Source organism: Kitasatospora sp. NPDC001175 (genome assembly GCF_053598215.1).
Genome location: NZ_JBSFJU010000016.1, coordinates 82,848 through 98,075, shown reverse-complemented (window position 1 = coordinate 98,075; position 15,228 = coordinate 82,848). Strand labels below are relative to the sequence as shown.

14 protein-coding genes and 1 pseudogene are annotated in these 15,228 nt (G+C 70.4%); 9 read left to right on the top strand and 6 right to left on the bottom strand.

Annotated elements, in window-relative coordinates:
* Window positions 1-19: 19 nt before the first annotated feature.
* From ACWDAK_RS14745 to ACWDAK_RS14730, 4 genes are all read left to right on the top strand, one after another.
* Window positions 20-1,174 carry a cystathionine gamma-synthase gene (locus ACWDAK_RS14745; RefSeq protein ID WP_344638706.1) on the top strand — a complete coding sequence of 385 codons (1,155 nt, stop codon included), beginning with the start codon at window positions 20-22 and terminating at the stop codon, window positions 1,172-1,174.
* A gap of 189 nt (window positions 1,175-1,363) precedes the next feature.
* Window positions 1,364-2,575 (top strand): threonine ammonia-lyase, encoded by a 1,212-nt coding sequence (gene ilvA, locus ACWDAK_RS14740; RefSeq protein WP_344638705.1) that lies wholly within the window; start codon window positions 1,364-1,366, stop codon window positions 2,573-2,575.
* A 257-nt stretch (window positions 2,576-2,832) separates the two neighbouring features.
* Complete coding sequence (locus ACWDAK_RS14735; RefSeq protein ID WP_344638704.1) at window positions 2,833-3,843, top strand: ATP-binding cassette domain-containing protein; 1,011 nt, start codon at window positions 2,833-2,835, stop codon at window positions 3,841-3,843.
* A gap of 1 nt (window position 3,844) precedes the next feature.
* Window positions 3,845-4,708, top strand: coding sequence for an ABC transporter permease (locus tag ACWDAK_RS14730; RefSeq protein WP_427393555.1), 864 nt, complete (start codon window positions 3,845-3,847; stop codon window positions 4,706-4,708).
* Window positions 4,709-4,781: 73 nt separating this feature from the next.
* Here ACWDAK_RS14730 and greA read toward each other — a convergent pair whose 3' ends face one another.
* Together greA and ACWDAK_RS14720 are read right to left on the bottom strand one after the other, a co-directional pair.
* Window positions 4,782-5,279 (bottom strand): transcription elongation factor GreA, encoded by a 498-nt coding sequence (gene greA, locus ACWDAK_RS14725; RefSeq protein WP_344638702.1) that lies wholly within the window; start codon window positions 5,277-5,279, stop codon window positions 4,782-4,784.
* Between the two features lie 318 nt (window positions 5,280-5,597).
* The gene (locus ACWDAK_RS14720; protein ID WP_344638701.1) at window positions 5,598-6,014 is read right to left on the bottom strand and encodes a DUF4307 domain-containing protein; all 417 of its coding nucleotides are present in this window, start codon (window positions 6,012-6,014) and stop codon (window positions 5,598-5,600) included.
* 150 nt (window positions 6,015-6,164) lie between these two features.
* Between ACWDAK_RS14720 and mca the strand changes: the two genes are divergently transcribed.
* From mca to ACWDAK_RS14700, 4 genes and pseudogenes are all read left to right on the top strand, one after another.
* On the top strand, window positions 6,165-7,049 hold the full coding sequence (gene mca / locus ACWDAK_RS14715; RefSeq protein WP_344638700.1) for a mycothiol conjugate amidase Mca: 885 nt from the start codon (window positions 6,165-6,167) through the stop codon (window positions 7,047-7,049).
* Between the two features lie 78 nt (window positions 7,050-7,127).
* Window positions 7,128-7,319: a hypothetical protein gene (locus ACWDAK_RS14710; protein ID WP_344638699.1), complete on the top strand. Its 192-nt coding sequence runs from the start codon at window positions 7,128-7,130 to the stop codon at window positions 7,317-7,319.
* 138 nt (window positions 7,320-7,457) lie between these two features.
* A pseudogene (locus ACWDAK_RS14705) lies at window positions 7,458-7,619 on the top strand (DUF255 domain-containing protein); the annotation flags it as partial.
* 268 nt (window positions 7,620-7,887) lie between these two features.
* On the top strand, window positions 7,888-8,433 hold the full coding sequence (locus tag ACWDAK_RS14700; RefSeq protein ID WP_344638697.1) for a Uma2 family endonuclease: 546 nt from the start codon (window positions 7,888-7,890) through the stop codon (window positions 8,431-8,433).
* An 81-nt stretch (window positions 8,434-8,514) separates the two neighbouring features.
* Here ACWDAK_RS14700 and ACWDAK_RS14695 read toward each other — a convergent pair whose 3' ends face one another.
* From ACWDAK_RS14695 to ACWDAK_RS14680, 4 genes are read right to left on the bottom strand one after another with little or no spacing between them, the layout of a single operon-like run.
* Window positions 8,515-9,054, bottom strand: coding sequence for a hypothetical protein (locus ACWDAK_RS14695; RefSeq protein WP_344638696.1), 540 nt, complete (start codon window positions 9,052-9,054; stop codon window positions 8,515-8,517).
* Window positions 9,055-9,074: 20 nt separating this feature from the next.
* Window positions 9,075-11,057, bottom strand: a complete 1,983-nt coding sequence (locus ACWDAK_RS14690; RefSeq protein ID WP_427393556.1) for a hypothetical protein — start codon at window positions 11,055-11,057, stop codon at window positions 9,075-9,077.
* Complete coding sequence (locus tag ACWDAK_RS14685; RefSeq protein ID WP_427393557.1) at window positions 11,054-12,217, bottom strand: 5'-methylthioadenosine/S-adenosylhomocysteine nucleosidase family protein; 1,164 nt, start codon at window positions 12,215-12,217, stop codon at window positions 11,054-11,056. The genes ACWDAK_RS14690 and ACWDAK_RS14685 overlap by 4 nt, the downstream gene beginning before the upstream one ends.
* Complete coding sequence (locus tag ACWDAK_RS14680) at window positions 12,218-12,961, bottom strand: NUDIX hydrolase (protein ID WP_427393558.1); 744 nt, start codon at window positions 12,959-12,961, stop codon at window positions 12,218-12,220.
* A gap of 184 nt (window positions 12,962-13,145) precedes the next feature.
* On the opposite strand from ACWDAK_RS14680, the gene ACWDAK_RS14675 reads away from it, so the two are divergent.
* Entirely contained in the window at window positions 13,146-15,194 is a 2,049-nt protein-coding gene (locus ACWDAK_RS14675; protein ID WP_427393559.1) for a thioredoxin domain-containing protein, read from the top strand.
* Window positions 15,195-15,228: the final 34 nt, after the last annotated feature.

The following is a 15,228-nucleotide window of genomic DNA, read 5'->3' as shown; positions in this document are numbered from 1 at the left end:
GAGCACTAGGCTCACTGGTATGACCGAGCACCAGCTTCCCCAGGGCTTCGAGACCCTCGCCATCCACGCGGGTCAGGAAGCAGACCCCCAGACCGGGGCCGTCGTCACGCCGATCTACCAGGTGTCCACCTACAAGCAGGACGGCGTCGGCGGCCTCCGCGGCGGCTACGAGTACAGCCGCTCCGCCAACCCCACCCGCACCGCGCTGGAGGAGTGCCTCGCGGCACTCGAGGGCGGCGCCCGCGGCCTCGCCTTCGCCTCCGGCCTCGCGGCCGAGGACACCCTGCTGCGCGCCGTGCTCCAGCCGGGCGACCACATCGTCATCCCGAACGACGCGTACGGCGGCACCTTCCGCCTGTTCGCCAAGGTGCTGGCTCGCTGGGGCGTGGAGTTCGACGTCGCCGACATGCGGGACCTGGCGGACGTGCGCGCGCAGCTGCGGCCGAACACCAAGGCCGTCTGGGTGGAGACGCCGTCCAACCCGCTGCTCGGCATCGCCGACCTGACCGCGCTGGCCGAGATCGCACACGGCGCGGGCGCGCTGCTGGTGGTCGACAACACCTTCGCCAGCCCGTACCTGCAGCAGCCGATCGCACTCGGCGCGGACGTGGTGGTGCACTCCACCACCAAGTACATGGGCGGGCACTCGGACGTGGTCGGCGGTGCGCTGGTCGCGGCCGACGCGGAGCTCGGCGAGCAGCTGGCCTACCACCAGAACGCGATGGGCGCGGTCTCCGGTCCGTTCGACGCCTGGCTGGTGCTGCGCGGCATCAAGACCCTGGGCGTCCGGATGGACCGGCACAGCTCCAACGCCGAGAAGGTCGTCGAGCTGCTGACCCGCCACCCGAAGGTCTCCCAGGTCCTCTACCCCGGCCTGGCCGAGCACCCGGGCCACGACATCGCCGCCAAGCAGATGAAGGCATTCGGCGGCATGGTGTCGTTCCGGGTCGCCGGCGGCGAGGAGGCTGCGGTCGAGGTCTGCAACCGGGCGCAGCTGTTCACCCTCGGCGAGTCGCTGGGCGGTGTGGAGTCGCTGATCGAGCACCCCGGCCGGATGACCCACGCCTCGGTGGCGGGCTCCAAGCTGGAGGTGCCGGCCGACCTGGTCCGCGTCTCCGTCGGCATCGAGTCGATCGACGACCTCCTGGCCGACCTCCAGCAGGCCCTGGGCTGATCGTCACTCCCGCCCCGGGCCCCCGGGGCGGGAGTGACCTTCCGGGCCGCGGGGAACCGGGCGCGACCGCGTACCTCCGCCGAGAGTCGGTCGCGCCGTTCCCCGCGCCCCGAACGGTGCGGCCCGACCGGGTGGCCCCGCCGCGTGCAGCGCCCGGCCGGTCGCGCCGCGCGGTTCTAGGCTGGCGGCATGCAGAGTTGGCCGATCACCACGGACGACGTCCGGGGCGCGCACAAGATGCTCGCCGGGGTGGCCCGGGTCACCCCGATGGAGAGCAGCCGGCACCTCTCCGGGCTGATCGGCTCCCCAGTGCACTTGAAGTGCGAGAACCTGCAGCGCACCGGTTCGTTCAAGCTGCGCGGCGCCTACGTGCGGATCGCGGGGCTGTCCCCGGTGCAGCGCGCGGCGGGCGTGGTCGCGGCCAGCGCGGGCAACCACGCGCAGGGCGTGGCCCTGGCGGCGTCCCTGCTGGGGGTGCACTCCACCGTGTTCATGCCGCTGGCGGCCCCGCTGCCGAAGGTCGCCGCCACCCGGGAGTACGGCGCCGAGGTGCGGCTGCACGGCGCCACCGTGGACGAGGCGCTGCAGGCCGCACAGCGTTACTCGGAGGCGACCGGCGCGGTCTTCATCCACCCCTTCGACCACTGGGACATCGTCACCGGCCAGGCCACGGTGGGCCTGGAGATCCTGGAGCAGTGCCCGGAGGTGCGCACCATCCTGGCCGGGGTGGGTGGAGGCGGCCTGATCGCCGGGATCGCGGCCGCGGTGAAGCCGCTGCGGCCGGACGTCCAGGTGATCGGTGTCCAGGCGGCCGCGGCCGCCGCGTACCCGCCCTCACTGGCGGCCGGGCGCCCGGTCTCGCTGGACCACTTCAGCACCATGGCTGACGGGATCATGGTCGGCCGGCCCGGAGACATCCCGTTCGAGGTGGTCAACACCCTGGCTGACGGCGTCCGTACGGTCTCCGAGGACGCGCTCTCCCGTGCGCTGCTGCTCAGCCTGGAGCGGCTCAAGCTGGTGGTCGAACCGGCCGGAGCCAGCCCGATCGCGGCGATGCTGGAGCAGCCGGACGGCTTCCGGGGCCCGGTGGTGGCCGTGCTGTCCGGCGGCAACATCGACCCGCAGCTGATGCAGCGGGTGCTGCGGCACGGCCTGGCGGCGGCCGGCCGCTACCTCTCGCTGCGGGTCCGCCTCGCCGACAAGCCGGGCTCGCTGGCCGACCTGCTCGCGGTGCTGACCCAGGTGGACGCCAACGTGCTGGACGTGGCGCACGTGCGGACCGACCCCCGGCTCGGCCTGACCGAGGTCGAGGTGGACCTGCACCTGGAGACCAAGGGCCCGGACCACTGCACGCAGGTGATGAGCGAGCTGCGTGCCGCGGGGTACGTGGTAGCCCAGTAGCCCGGTAGCCCAGTAGGGGCGGCGGGCCGGAAAACCGGTGGGCGTTGTCAGTGTTGCCTGGCAGGCTGGGGAGCCGGGCCGTACCGGACTTTGAAACATGCCACGGAACCGAGCCTTGACGCGATATATCGCAATCTGCCATTCTCGCGATGTATCGCGTCTTCCTCTGCCGACTGGGTGCAGTGCGCCCTGTGCGGCGGGGCGGGGCGGACAGAACGCTCGAACCTCGAATCGCTCACGGGAGTTGAGACAGGCCCATGGCGCCAGCCATCCAAGCCGAGAACCTGGTCAAGACCTTCGGGGACGTCCGCGCCCTGGACGGCGTCAGCCTGGACGTCCCCGAAGGTACGGTGCTGGGCCTGCTCGGCCCCAACGGGGCGGGGAAGACCACCACCGTCCGAGTCCTCACCACGCTGCTCCAGCCCGACTCGGGCCGGGTCACGGTCGCCGGGATGGACGTGCTCAAGCACCCCAACAAGGTGCGCAGCCTGATCGGTCTCTCCGGCCAGTACGCCGCCGTGGACGAGTACCTGACGGGCCGCGAGAACCTCCGGATGGTCGGCGAGCTCTACCAGATGAGCTCCCGCGACGCGAAGGCCCGCGCGCTGGAGCTGCTGGAGTGGTTCAACCTCACCGAGGCCATGGACCGCCCGGCCAAGACCTACTCCGGCGGTATGCGCCGCCGCCTCGACCTGGCCGCCGCGCTGGTGGTCCGGCCGCCGGTGATGTTCCTGGACGAGCCGACCACCGGTCTCGACCCGCGCAACCGGCTGGCGTTGTGGGAGGTCATCGAGTCCCTGGTCGAGCAGGGCACCACCCTGCTGCTCACCACCCAGTACCTGGAGGAGGCCGACCGCCTCGCCCACGACATCGCGGTGGTCGACCACGGCCGGGTGATCGCCCGGGGCACCGCCGACCAGCTCAAGGCGCAGATCGGCGGCGAGCGGGTGGAGGTCGTGGTGCACCGGCGCGAAGACCTCTCCGAGGCCCTGGCCGCCCTCACCCAGTACGCCAAGGGCGACGCGGCGGTGGAGAACAACACCCGCAGGATCACCGTCCCGGTCAGCGGCGGTGCCAAGGTGCTCGCCGACGTGATCCGCGAGCTGGACGCCCGCTCGATCGAGATCGACGACATCGGTCTGCGCCGCCCCACCCTGGACGACGTCTTCCTCTCCCTCACCGGCCACGCCGCCGAGGGCCGGGAGGGCGGAGAGAGCGACGGGCAGCAGTCGGCCAAGGGCCGCCGAGGCAGTGGAAAGGACGCCTGAGATGACCACCACCACGGCCACCGAACCCGCCGTCGGCCACCCCGCCCCCGTCCACCGGAGCGGCATCGCCGCCACCCTGCACGACTCCTGGGTGGTCGCGAAGCGCAACCTGCGCCGGATGACCCGGATCCCCGAGATCGTGGTCTTCGGGCTGATGCAGCCGGTGATGTTCGTGCTGCTGTTCTCGTACGTCATGGGCGGCGCGATCCAGATACCCGGGACACACGCCAGTTCCTCCGCGTACACCCAGTTCCTGATGGCCGGCATCTTCGCCCAGACCGTGACCTTCGCAACGGCCGGCGCCTCCGCAGGTATCGCGGAGGACATGACCAAGGGCCTGGTCGACCGCTTCCGCTCGCTGCCGATGGCCCGCTCAGCGGTGCTGGTCGGGCGGACCCTGGCGGACCTGGTGCAGACCGCGTTCACCCTGCTGGTGCTGGCGGTGGTGGCGCTGCTGGTCGGCTGGCGGATCCACGACGGCTTCCTGCCGGCGCTCGGCGGGTTCGCGCTGCTGCTCCTGCTCGGCTACGCCTTCTCCTGGATCGGTGCGCTGATCGGGCTGCTGGTCCGCAGCCCGGAGGCGGCCACCTCGGCGGGCCTGATCTGGCTCTTCCCGCTGACGTTCATCTCCAACGCCTTCGTGCCGATCACCAGCATGCCGGGCTGGCTGCAGGCGGTGGCGTACTGGAACCCGTTCAGCGCGACGGTGCAGGCCGCCCGCCACCTGTTCGGCAACCAGGTCGGCCCGGTGGACCCGTCCTGGCCGATGCAGCACGCCGCGCTGGTCTCGGCCGGCTGGTCGGTGGTGATCACGGTGGTGTTCTCCTGGCTGGCGGTCCGCAAGTACCGCAAGGCCGCGGGCTGAGCACCGGGCGCACACGACGGAGCGGCCGTGCCCCTCGCCGGGGCGCGGCCGCTCTCGTGCGCACGTGGCGGGATCAGCCCTCGTAGGGCTTGACCTCGACGATCTTCACGCTGGCCTGCTTGCCGTTCGGCAGCTCGTAGGAGGCCTCGTCGCCGATCTTCTTGCCGTCGATGGCGCGGCCGAGCGGGGACTGGGGCGAGTAGATGTCCAGGTCGTCGCCGCCCGCCTCCCGGGAGCCGAGCAGGAACTTCATGGTGTCGTCCAGGTCGCCGTCGAACGCGACGGTGACGACCATGCCGGGAGCCACCACGCCGGAGTCGGCCGGAGCCTCGCCGACCTTGGCGCGCTCCAGCAGCTGGGTCAGCTGGCGGATCCGGGCCTCGTACTTGCCCTGCTCGTCCTTGGCCGCGTGGTAGCCGGCGTTCTCCTTGAGGTCACCCTCCTCACGCGCGGCCTCGATCTTCTGGGCGATCTCGATGCGCCAGGGGCCGGTCAGGTGCTCCAGCTCGGCCTTGAGCTGGTCATAGCCGGACTGAGTGAGCCAGGTCACGTTCTCGCTGGTCTGGGTCACGGGTGCTCCTCGTCGGTGCTGGGCTGTGCTGAGGTTGGTCGTCAGCAGGGGTGGTGCCGTGCATTGCAAAGGTTGGTCGTACTACAAAGCAACGCCCACTCCCGGGCCGACCGGCGCGGAAGGGGCGAAACCACGAGCCTAACAACTTCCGATCCGGAGCGGGAGAGGACGGTACGGAGCTTTGACGCGCCAACGCGTGCGGCCGGCCGGAGCCGCTTTCCGAGAGATTCCCGGCCGCACCGGGGAGTATGCGCCGACCGGGCGCCGGTGCGCCTGGGGCGGGCCTGCGGCCGGTCCGGACGGCTCACCCGTCCCGGGTCACTTGCCCGGGGTGCAACCCAGCAGCTCGGCGGTGGTGCCCCAGTCGGTGGTCTTCAGGGTGACCACCTTGCTGTAGCTGCTGCCGGCGGCCGGTACCGGGAAGTCGTACTGGCCGACCACGGAGCCGCTCTTGTCCTGGGAACGGACGGTGCAGACCCCGCCGGTGCCGTCGCTCTTGCGCACCGACAGCTGGAGCTGCACCTCGTGCGCGGAGACCACCTGGAAGGTCGGGACCGTGCCGTTCATCGCCGTCTCGCGCAGCAGGTACGAGCCGCCGAGCCAGGCCACCAGGGCCAGGAAGAGCGTCCCGCAGACGATCGCGGCGATCCGCAGCTTCCGGTCCGCCTCCTCGTCGCTGCGGCGGCTGTAACGGCCCTCGGGCAGCGGCCGGACGGACGTAGGGCTGGAGGTCATGGCGGGCTCGGTCCTTTCGACGAGGGGCGATCGGCCGGTGGAGGGAATGGACGAGCCCTTCAGTCAGTCACTATAGGAGGGGCATGGCCGCGCCGGACGCGGCGGGGGAGCCGGCCCGACGAACCGGAGATACCCGGAAGGAACCAGGCGTTGACTGAGCAGTTGCGACTGATGGCGGTGCACGCGCACCCGGACGACGAGTCCAGCAAGGGTGCCGCCACCATGGCCATGTACGTCTCCCAGGGCGTGGACGTCCTGGTCGCCACCTGCACGGGCGGGGAGCGGGGGTCCATTCTCAACCCGAAGCTCCAGGGCGACCCGTTCATCGAGAAGAACATCCACGAGGTCCGCCGCAAGGAGATGGACACCGCACGCGAGATCCTCGGCGTCAAGCAGGCCTGGCTGGGCTTCGTGGACTCCGGCCTGCCCGAGGGCGATCCGCTGCCGCCGCTGCCGGAGGGCTGCTTCGCGCTCCAGGACGTGGCCGAGGCGGCGGCGCCGCTGGTGAAGCTGATCCGTGAGTTCCGTCCGCACGTCATCACGACGTACGACGAGAACGGCGGCTACCCGCACCCGGACCACATCATGACCCACAAGATCTCCATGCTGGCCTTCGACGCCGCGGGCGACCCGGACGCCTACCCCGAGGCGGGCGAGCCCTGGCAGCCGTCCAAGCTCTACTACAACCACGGCTTCCCGATGGGCCGGATCCGCGCGCTGCACGCCTACCTTACCGAGCACGGCCTCGACTCGCCGTACGGCGAGTGGATCGCCGGCTGGGAGAAGAGCGGCCGCAAGGAGCGCGAGATCACCACCCGGGTCCGCTGCGACGACTGGTTCGAGGTCCGGGACAAGGCGCTGATCGCCCACGCCACCCAGATCGACCCGGACGGCCCGTGGTTCCGGGTCCCGCTGGACGTCCAGCGGGACGTCTGGCCGACCGAGGACTACGAGCTGGCCCGTACCCTGATCGACACCGACCTGCCCGAGGACGACCTCTTCGCCGGTCTGCGCACCCCGAGCCCGGTCGCCTGACCTGCGGCTGTCCGCCAGACGGGCGATACGCCCCACCCCGGTGACCCGGCCGATGTCGGGCCGGGTCACCATGGAGGAATGAGCACCCCGATGAGCTTCACCGACCTCGCCACCGGCCTCGCCCTCGACGACGCCAAGGTGACCCCCGGCCTTCTCGGCTTCGTCGTCTTCGCCGCCCTGGGCGTCGCCACCTGGTTCCTGGTGAAGTCGATGAACAAGCAGATGAAGCGCGTGGACTTCGCGGAGGAGCCCGAGGCCGCGAAGGAGTGACGTCCGGCAGCGAAGGGGGGCCCCGCGGCCGTCGAGGGGTGACGTTCGGCCGCCGGGGGACCTGAACGGCGGCCGGGGCCGCCGTTCGGCGCTTGCGCCTGCCGACCGCGAGGCGCCTGGATGCGCGAGGACGGGGGCATGCCGAACCGACTCGCGGACGCGACCTCGCCGTATCTGCAGCAGCACGCCGACAACCCGGTGGACTGGTGGTCCTGGGGGTCCGAGGCGTTCGAGGAGGCGCGGCGCCGGAGTGTGTCCGTGCTGCTGCCGGTCGGGTACGCCGCCTGCCACTGGTGCTACTAGATGTGCACAACCCGGTAGATCTGAACTGGGATTGTTCCGGGGAGTAGCGCTATGCATGCGCATGGCGAGCGGCTGGGACAGGACACAGACGCCGGGTTGAAGACAAGTTGGCCGCCTCGCCCGAGTGGGTGCCTGAGCAGTACGCCACACTCCGTCGGTACCTGGTGGGAGGCGGCCTCGTCTCCGCCGGCCGGCGCTGCCGAGCAAGGGCCGCCCTGCGCGGGCCAGGGCCCATATGCTGAGGGGCGACGGGAAGGAGCTGTTGATGAGCGTCGACGCGGTCATGCACACCGAGTTCCCCACGGGGTACGTGGTCTTCTTCGGTGCCGACGGGAAGGTGATCATGACTCCGCAGAGCGAGGAGCACTCCAGCACCATCAGGTCGATGCAGATCGACTCCTTGGCCCTCGGTCGACATGCGAAGGTCATCTCCGACGTGTACATCGACTTCCCGGCGGACGAGAACTCAGCTCCCGATTTCGCGATCATGCGGGAGGACGCGCAGCGGCGGGGCAAGCGCTACGGCTTCGAGGACGCGCTGCTGATCGCCGAGGTGGTGTCGGTCTCCTCCGCGCGCAAGGACTACGACGACTGCACGGCGAAGTACGCCCGCTACGGCATCCCGGTCTACCTGGTGGTGGACCCGTACGCCGCCGAGGTCGTCGTCCACACCCGGCCCACCGGCTCCGGCTACATCGCGGCGCACACGCACAAGTACGGCTCGGGCAAGCTGCCCATCGAGCTGGCCGACGGACGCACCTACACCCTCGACCTGGACGAACTGCCCCGGCCCGAGCCGGACGCCTGCTGACCGTATAGCGGAGCCCGGCCCGCGCCTCCGCGCACCGGAGGCGTCGTACGCGTGTGTGGAGCGGGTCCGGCGGGGCTGGTGCTACCGCTCCGCACGGAGCAGGAACTGCCAGCCCAGTACGGCCAGGGCGAGCGTCTGTACGAGAGAAGTGAGCACGAGCAGGGGCTGAACGGTGGGAGAGCACCAGAACGCGGTCGTGCAGACCATTGGCAGGACCAGGTACGTGAACAGGTCCACCGCGGTCTGAAGCCGCTTGCGCATGGTGCGGCCCGCAACGTTGCGGTGGTAGACCTCCCAGCCGAACACCGTGCCGTGGGCGGAGGCGAGTTCCTCCAGGCGCGGTCCCAGTTGGTCGCGGACGTAGCAGCCGATCGCCGAGATCTTCTCGTCGTTGACCAGGTAGGTCCAGCCCAGGATCAGGCAGATCGCGGGGACGGAGAGCAGCAGTCGGGACTGGCCGCTCTGGACGCTGACTGCCACGACCGCAGTGGCCGCGGCGAGCGTGAAGTAGAGCAGGTTGTCGCGGAACCCTATGCGGGTCTTCTGTTCCTCCTTGAGGCAGTCGTACTCGGCCAGCAGGATTTTGCTCTCGGTGACATCGTCCGTGGAGGCCACAGGCATTCCTATGCTCGAGTTCAGGATCAGCCGGCGATCTGGAAGGGCGTCAGGTTGTCGGGGCTGTGCCGTTCGATCCAGCCCTTCCCGTCCGCCGCTATCCCCTCCAGGAGGCGGAAGGTGTGGGTGGAGCCGGCAGCGTTGAGGTTGATCTCGGAGATTTCCTGAGAGTTCTCGTCCGGCGCCAGTTGATGGGCATCGGCGTCCTTGACGCGGATCTTCCTGGCTGGTCCGTTGGTGAGGACGAGTTCCAGGTCGTAGCCGACGTCGACGTTCTCCGTCACCTGCACGGAGGACAGCGCGTCGAACCGGTAGTTGCTCCGCTGCTCGTTCCTGCGCGTTGCGTCGGAGAACTTGAACTCGGAGCTGATCTCGCGGATCCCGTCCTGGGTGAACAGGAACAGGCGGAAGACATAGTGCGAGTACCGCCAGGGGCCGCCTCTGACCCGGCCTCGCTTGTAGGAAGGGGCTGGGGCCACCAGGACGGTGTGAGTGATCAGGTCGCGCCAGGTGAGCCGGTGGTGCCGGAGCGCTTCATCGAGGAAGGAAGTCTTGTCGCAGGTGAGCCAGGTCTCCATTTCCAGCTCGCTGGGGCGCGTGGCGTCCAGAAGCGACTGCCAGCGCTGGTGGGCGATCTGTCGTGCGGTCAGCTGTTCACGGTACTTCTGAGTCTCCCGGGCCAGCCGGTGCTCTTCACGCCGGACCTCCAGCCACAGGGAGGCGGTCGCGTGCCCGGACCAGGCCACACCGAGCACCGCCAGGAACGCCCACAGCGGCCATGACGAGGCGGCACCCGAGACTGCCGTTCCGAACGCGGTCAGAGCCGCGATGCCGAGAACGGCTAGAGCCACCATGGTCAGGGCCTTCGTCCTGACCGGAGTCTGGTCCTGGCGCTGATGATCGAACAGAGTGCCGTTGTTGTGGCGGTTCCGGGCGTCCTCAGCGAGGTACCGGATCAACCAGGTGACCCGGTCCACACTGATCCGGCTCTCCCGGTAGAGGTCCGCGATCTCGGCGGCGAGGCTGCCGCGGACCTGAGCGGTGTGGGCGAGCCAGGCGTCCGGGGTGAACCCGTAGGGCGTGCGAACGCTGAAGTAGTGATCGAACGAATGGCGGACGCGGTTAGTGAACCCGTTCTCGGCGGAGGCGGGACCGCGCGTGTGCGGGACGCTGGTCCCGGCCGTGAGGTCCAACCGGGGTTCCTGGCCCCACCATCGGACGCCGAAGCGGGCCGCGGTCAGACCCGCGCCGAGCGCCACCAGTAACTCGACGATCGCCTCGGCCGGATCCGCGATCAGTGCCAGGGCCCAGAGGAGCACGCTGCTGACGACGAACAGGACCGCCCGGACCGGGAGGGCCGCCTTGGCGGCGGCAGCGGTGCTCGGGCGGGGCGGAACGGCCCGTGCCCCGATGGGGGCGGGCTCGAAGTAGGCCCAGACCCGCCGGACCCGGTCGTTGCCGAAGCGCTCCGTCCTGGCCCGTTCGCGGGTCTCCGCCCACAGGTCGTCCTTCAGGCCTCCGGTGAGCATGAGGTCGAGGTGGCGGAGGATCGCGTCGTGCTGGCGGAGCGGCAGGTCTTGCAGTTGCTTCAGCACGGGTCCGGTCTCGCCGCTCGCGGTGCTGAGCACCGCCAGCAGGTCGAAAGTGACGCGCAGGGCTTCCTTCCACTCGTCCTCGGCGTAGGCCCGTACGAGCCCGGAGGTGTAGTGCAGCCATCGGACCTCTTCGGTGCTCAGGTCGTGGTAGGTGCGTGCGCTGAGTACGGCGAGCACCGAGTGGAAACGAACCTCCGCGCCGTCGTACCCGTGGGCGATCGCATCCGTGATCATTTCGCGGGCGCGGCTGGGGATGCCGTCCTCCAGGAGCCGCACGCCCACTCTGTACTTCTCTTGCGGCGAGGCGTCCGGGTGGACGAAGTAGACGTTGGAGTTGTGTACGGTCTCGGCCTGGATCCCGACGGTGGAGTCGTAGGCGGCCGAGTTGTACGCGGCACCGTTGCTGTGGGTCATGCCAGGTCACCAGCCGCGGCGACCATGGGGGCCAGCGCGGCCACCAGTGCGGGGCACTCCGCGACCAAGCCGCGCAGCCTCCTGAGCGTCATGGCCGTCCGCTTCGACGATTCAGGGGTGTTTCCCCCGGCCGCCCGGAGGGCGGAGTCCAGATCGGTCAGGGCCTCTCGGTAGGTGTCCTCGTCGAGGGCGCCTTCGGCGCGGTGCCGCCCCAGCTGCTCGCGGAAACCGTTCAGTTCCGCGATCAGGTCCCTCGGGCCGGATGCCTTCGGGACCGCGGTCATGTGGACGCTGCTGCCCGTGACCGAGCCGGCCATGATGCCGACGGTGCTTTTGTGGGCGGTGTTGCTGACGCGTCGGTCGAACCGGTCGGCCGAACGGACCCTGTCGTCCAGGGGCATTGGGGTCTCCTCCTGTTCCCCCACCAGTTCCACTGCCAGCCGGGTAGCGAACGCCGCCGCGTTCGCTGCGGCCCGCGGCTGCCAGTTGCGGTCCTCCGCACTGTTCTTCGTGCCGTCCGCCCGGTCGCTGATCCCCCGGACGATGGCCACCGGTGCCCCGTTGAGATGGCCGGCCTGTGCCACACCGGCCGCCTCCATCTCGATGGCGAGTGCGTCGTTGTAGTGCTGTCGGATCCACTTCGCCTCGGCCGAGATCCTCGAGTTCTGGACGACCTCGCCAGCGGCGATCGCCCCGAAGCGCACCTGCGGCACGTCCTCGTGACCGGGCGTGGGGTCCGTCCAGTCGTTCAAGCGGGCCAGGTGCGAGGCGAGCTGGCTGATGCCGTGCGGTGCTTCCCACACCCTGGGGCGGGCTTTGAGTCCGTCGTCCTCGCTGGTCCCGCCGTGGTAGGCGTACACGTGTGTCGCCATCACCACGTCGCCCAGCCTGGCGGTGTCCCACAGGGCGCCGGCGACCCCGACGAAAAGCACGGCCACCGGCGAGAATTCCTGAATCGCGCGTTCGGCGATCACTGCGGCGGAATGGTTCCCCTTGCTCGTCAGACCGAGTGCGACACGGCACGATGTGCCCTGCACGGCTCCCACCTCGAACCGGGTACCACGCTTATGGCGATGCACCTGCGGATCCGCCAGCCTCTGGCGCACAGCCTGGTATTCAAGATTGAGGGCAGTGAGAACCACAACCGGCCCATTCGACATCTATTCCTCTTCCCCTCTCGTGTTCTCTTCCATCGCGGATGGCGCGGGTCGGATCAGCGGTGGGAACAGCACGGTTTTCGGACCGGCCCGGTACAGCCGTGCGGGCCGTCCTCCCGTGCTCCTGCGATCCGCGCCGACGGGGACGATGAATCCCTTCGCGGCTTGGACCTTCCGGTAGAAATTGCGGGTGTCGAGTTCGGTGCCCCAGACGGCCTCGTACACCTGTTGCAGCTCTGCGATGGTGAAGTTCTCCCTGCAGAATGCTGTGGCCAGCGCCGAGAACTCGAGCTTGGTGCGCGCGTGTTCGATCCCGTCCGTAGCGATTCGACGATGGTCGAAGGCGAGCTCCACCTCGCCGGACAGGACGGCTTCCGCGGGAACCCACGCGGCATCGGTGGCATCCGTTCCCGCGACCGGGTCGGGCAGCCCCGGTGCGATCGCCAGGTGGGCCACGGAGACGACTCGACCCCGCGGATCGCGGCCCGAGTCCCCGTACACGGCCAGTTGTTCAAGGTGCACCCAGCCGGCGGCCAGGGCCGTTTCCTCGCTTAGTTCGCGGTGGGCGGCATCCAGAATCTCCTCACCATCGTGGTTTAGGAATCCTCCGGGCAGGGCGGGCATGCCCCGGAAGGGATCTTCGCCCCGCTCCACCAGGAGGACGTGCAGGCGGCTCTCCCGCAGCGTCAGGATCACGAGATCGACCGTCAGCAGTACAGAAGGTGGTGACCACGCGTCATCTCGCATGTCCTGCAAGGTACTTCAGTTATTGTCACTTGCACAAGAAGGGGGATGACGGGGATTGCTGTGCCGCTCGACTCCGCAGTCGCGGCGCGTGCGGCGGGACCGCGCGGATCGACCGCCCGGCACCGACTCCACCAGTCCGTTCCGGTTTCGGAGTTCCCGCGGCCGGTGCTGCGATACTGCCCACATGGTGAACCGCCTGGCCGATGCCACCTCCCCGTACCTGTTGCAACACGCCGACAACCCCGTCGACTGGTGGCCGTGGTCCCCCGAGGCGTTCGCGGAGGCCGAGCGGCGCGGGGTGCCGGTGCTGCTGAGCGTCGGGTACGCCGCCTGCCACTGGTGCCACGTCATGGCGCACGAGAGCTTCGAGGACGAGGCGGTGGCCGCCTACGCCAACGAGCACTTCGTCGCGGTGAAGGTGGACCGCGAGGAGCGGCCGGACGTGGACGCCGTCTACATGGAGGCGGTGCAGGCGGCCACCGGGCAGGGCGGGTGGCCGATGACGGTCTTCCTGACGCCCGAGAAGGACCCGTTCTACTTCGGGACGTACTTCCCGCCCGAGCCCCGGCACGGGATGCCGGGCTTCCGGCAGGTGCTGGAGGGCGTGAGCGCGGCTTGGCGGGACCGGCGGGACGAGGTCGGCGAGGTGGCCGCGCGGATCCGGGCCGAGCTGTCCGAGCGGGCCTCGGTGTACGGCGCCGGGGCCGGGGTGGCCGGCCCGCCCGGTGCGGCGGACCTGCACCAGGCGCTGGTCGCGCTCAGCCGGAGCTTCGACCAGCAGCGCGGCGGCTTCGGCGGCGCGCCCAAGTTCCCGCCGTCGATGGTGCTGGAGTTCCTGCTGCGCCACCACGCCAGGACCGGCTCCGAGGCGGCGCTGCAGATGGCCGAGCGGACCTGTGAGGCGATGGCCAGGGGCGGCATCTACGACCAGCTCGGCGGCGGCTTCGCCCGCTACTCGGTGGACGCGGACTGGGTGGTGCCGCACTTCGAGAAGATGCTCTACGACAACGCCCTGCTGCTGCGGGTCCATCTGCACCTGTGGCGGGCCACCGGCGGAGCGTTCGCCCGCCGGGTCGCGCTGGAGACCGCCGACTTCCTGGTGCGCGAACTCCGCACGGCCGAGGGCGGATTCGCCTCCGCACTGGATGCCGACAGCCTTGACGAGGAGACCGGGCGGCCGGCCGAGGGTGCGTACTACGCCTGGGAGCCGGGGCAGTTGGTGGACGTACTCGGGCCGGCGGACGCCGCGCTCGCGGCCGGGCTGTTCTCCGTGACGCCCACCGGGACGTTCGAGCACGGCGCCTCGGTCCTGCAGCTTCCGGCCGACCCCGAGGACCCGGCGGAGTACGAGCGGATCCGCACCCGGCTGTTCGAGGCGCGCGCCCTGCGCCCCGCGCCCGCCCGGGACGACAAGGTGGTGGCCGCCTGGAACGGGCTGGCCATCGCCGCCCTCGCCGAGACCGGCGCACTGCTGGAGCGCCCGGACCTGATCGAGGCGGCCGAGCGCGCGGCCGACCTGCTGCTGGCCGTCCATCTCACCGCCGACGGACGCCTGTTGCGCACCTCCCGGGACGGCAGGGCCGGCGAGAACGCCGGAGTCCTGGAGGACTACGCGGACACCGCGGAGGGCTTCCTCGCCCTGTACGCGGTCACCGGCGAGGCCGAATGGCTCGACCTGGCGGGCGGGCTGCTCGACACCGTGCTGGCGCACTTCGTCGACGCGGCGTCAGGCGCCATGTACGACACGGCCGATGACGCCGAGGAGTTGATCCGCCGCCCGCAGGACCCGACCGACAACGCCACCCCGTCCGGCTGGACCGCCGCCGCGGGTGCCCTGCTCGCGTACGCCGCGTACACCGGTTCGGCCCGGCACCGCGGTGCCGCCGAGCGGGCGCTGGGCATCGTCGGCGCGCTCAGCAGCCGGGCGCCGCGCTTCATCGGCTGGGGGCTGGCCGTCGCCGAGGCACTGGCTGACGGCCCGCGCGAGGTCGCCGTGGTCGGCCCGGCCGACGACCCGGCCGCCGCCGCACTGCACCGCACCGCACTCCTCGGCACCGCGCCCGGCGCCGTGGTGGCCCTCGGCGAGCCCGGCACCGCGGACGTCCCGCTGCTCGCCGACCGTCCGCTGCTGGACGGGCGTCCCGCCGCGTACGTCTGCCGGAACTTCACCTGCGACGCCCCGACGGCGGACCCGGAGGTGCTGGCGGCGAGCCTGGGCGTCCGGGAGGGGTAGCGCGGGCCGCCCGACCGCCGTGCGCCCGGGTGAA

Excerpts from the sequence above, each read along its gene's own strand:
- ACWDAK_RS14675 (WP_427393559.1), top strand. The coding sequence starts at position 13,146 with ATGGTGAACCGCCTGGCCGATGCCACCTCCCCGTACCTGTTGCAACAC.
- ACWDAK_RS14685 (WP_427393557.1), bottom strand. The coding sequence starts at position 12,217 with ATGTCGAATGGGCCGGTTGTGGTTCTCACTGCCCTCAATCTTGAATAC.
- ACWDAK_RS14710 (WP_344638699.1), top strand. The coding sequence starts at position 7,128 with ATGAGCACCCCGATGAGCTTCACCGACCTCGCCACCGGCCTCGCCCTC.
- ACWDAK_RS14700 (WP_344638697.1), top strand. The coding sequence starts at position 7,888 with ATGAGCGTCGACGCGGTCATGCACACCGAGTTCCCCACGGGGTACGTG.
- ACWDAK_RS14730 (WP_427393555.1), top strand. The coding sequence starts at position 3,845 with ATGACCACCACCACGGCCACCGAACCCGCCGTCGGCCACCCCGCCCCC.
- ACWDAK_RS14735 (WP_344638704.1), top strand. The coding sequence starts at position 2,833 with ATGGCGCCAGCCATCCAAGCCGAGAACCTGGTCAAGACCTTCGGGGAC.
- ilvA (WP_344638705.1), top strand. The coding sequence starts at position 1,364 with ATGCAGAGTTGGCCGATCACCACGGACGACGTCCGGGGCGCGCACAAG.
- ACWDAK_RS14720 (WP_344638701.1), bottom strand. The coding sequence starts at position 6,014 with ATGACCTCCAGCCCTACGTCCGTCCGGCCGCTGCCCGAGGGCCGTTAC.
- ACWDAK_RS14690 (WP_427393556.1), bottom strand. The coding sequence starts at position 11,057 with ATGACCCACAGCAACGGTGCCGCGTACAACTCGGCCGCCTACGACTCC.
- ACWDAK_RS14695 (WP_344638696.1), bottom strand. The coding sequence starts at position 9,054 with ATGCCTGTGGCCTCCACGGACGATGTCACCGAGAGCAAAATCCTGCTG.
- ACWDAK_RS14680 (WP_427393558.1), bottom strand. The coding sequence starts at position 12,961 with ATGCGAGATGACGCGTGGTCACCACCTTCTGTACTGCTGACGGTCGAT.
- ACWDAK_RS14745 (WP_344638706.1), top strand. The coding sequence starts at position 20 with ATGACCGAGCACCAGCTTCCCCAGGGCTTCGAGACCCTCGCCATCCAC.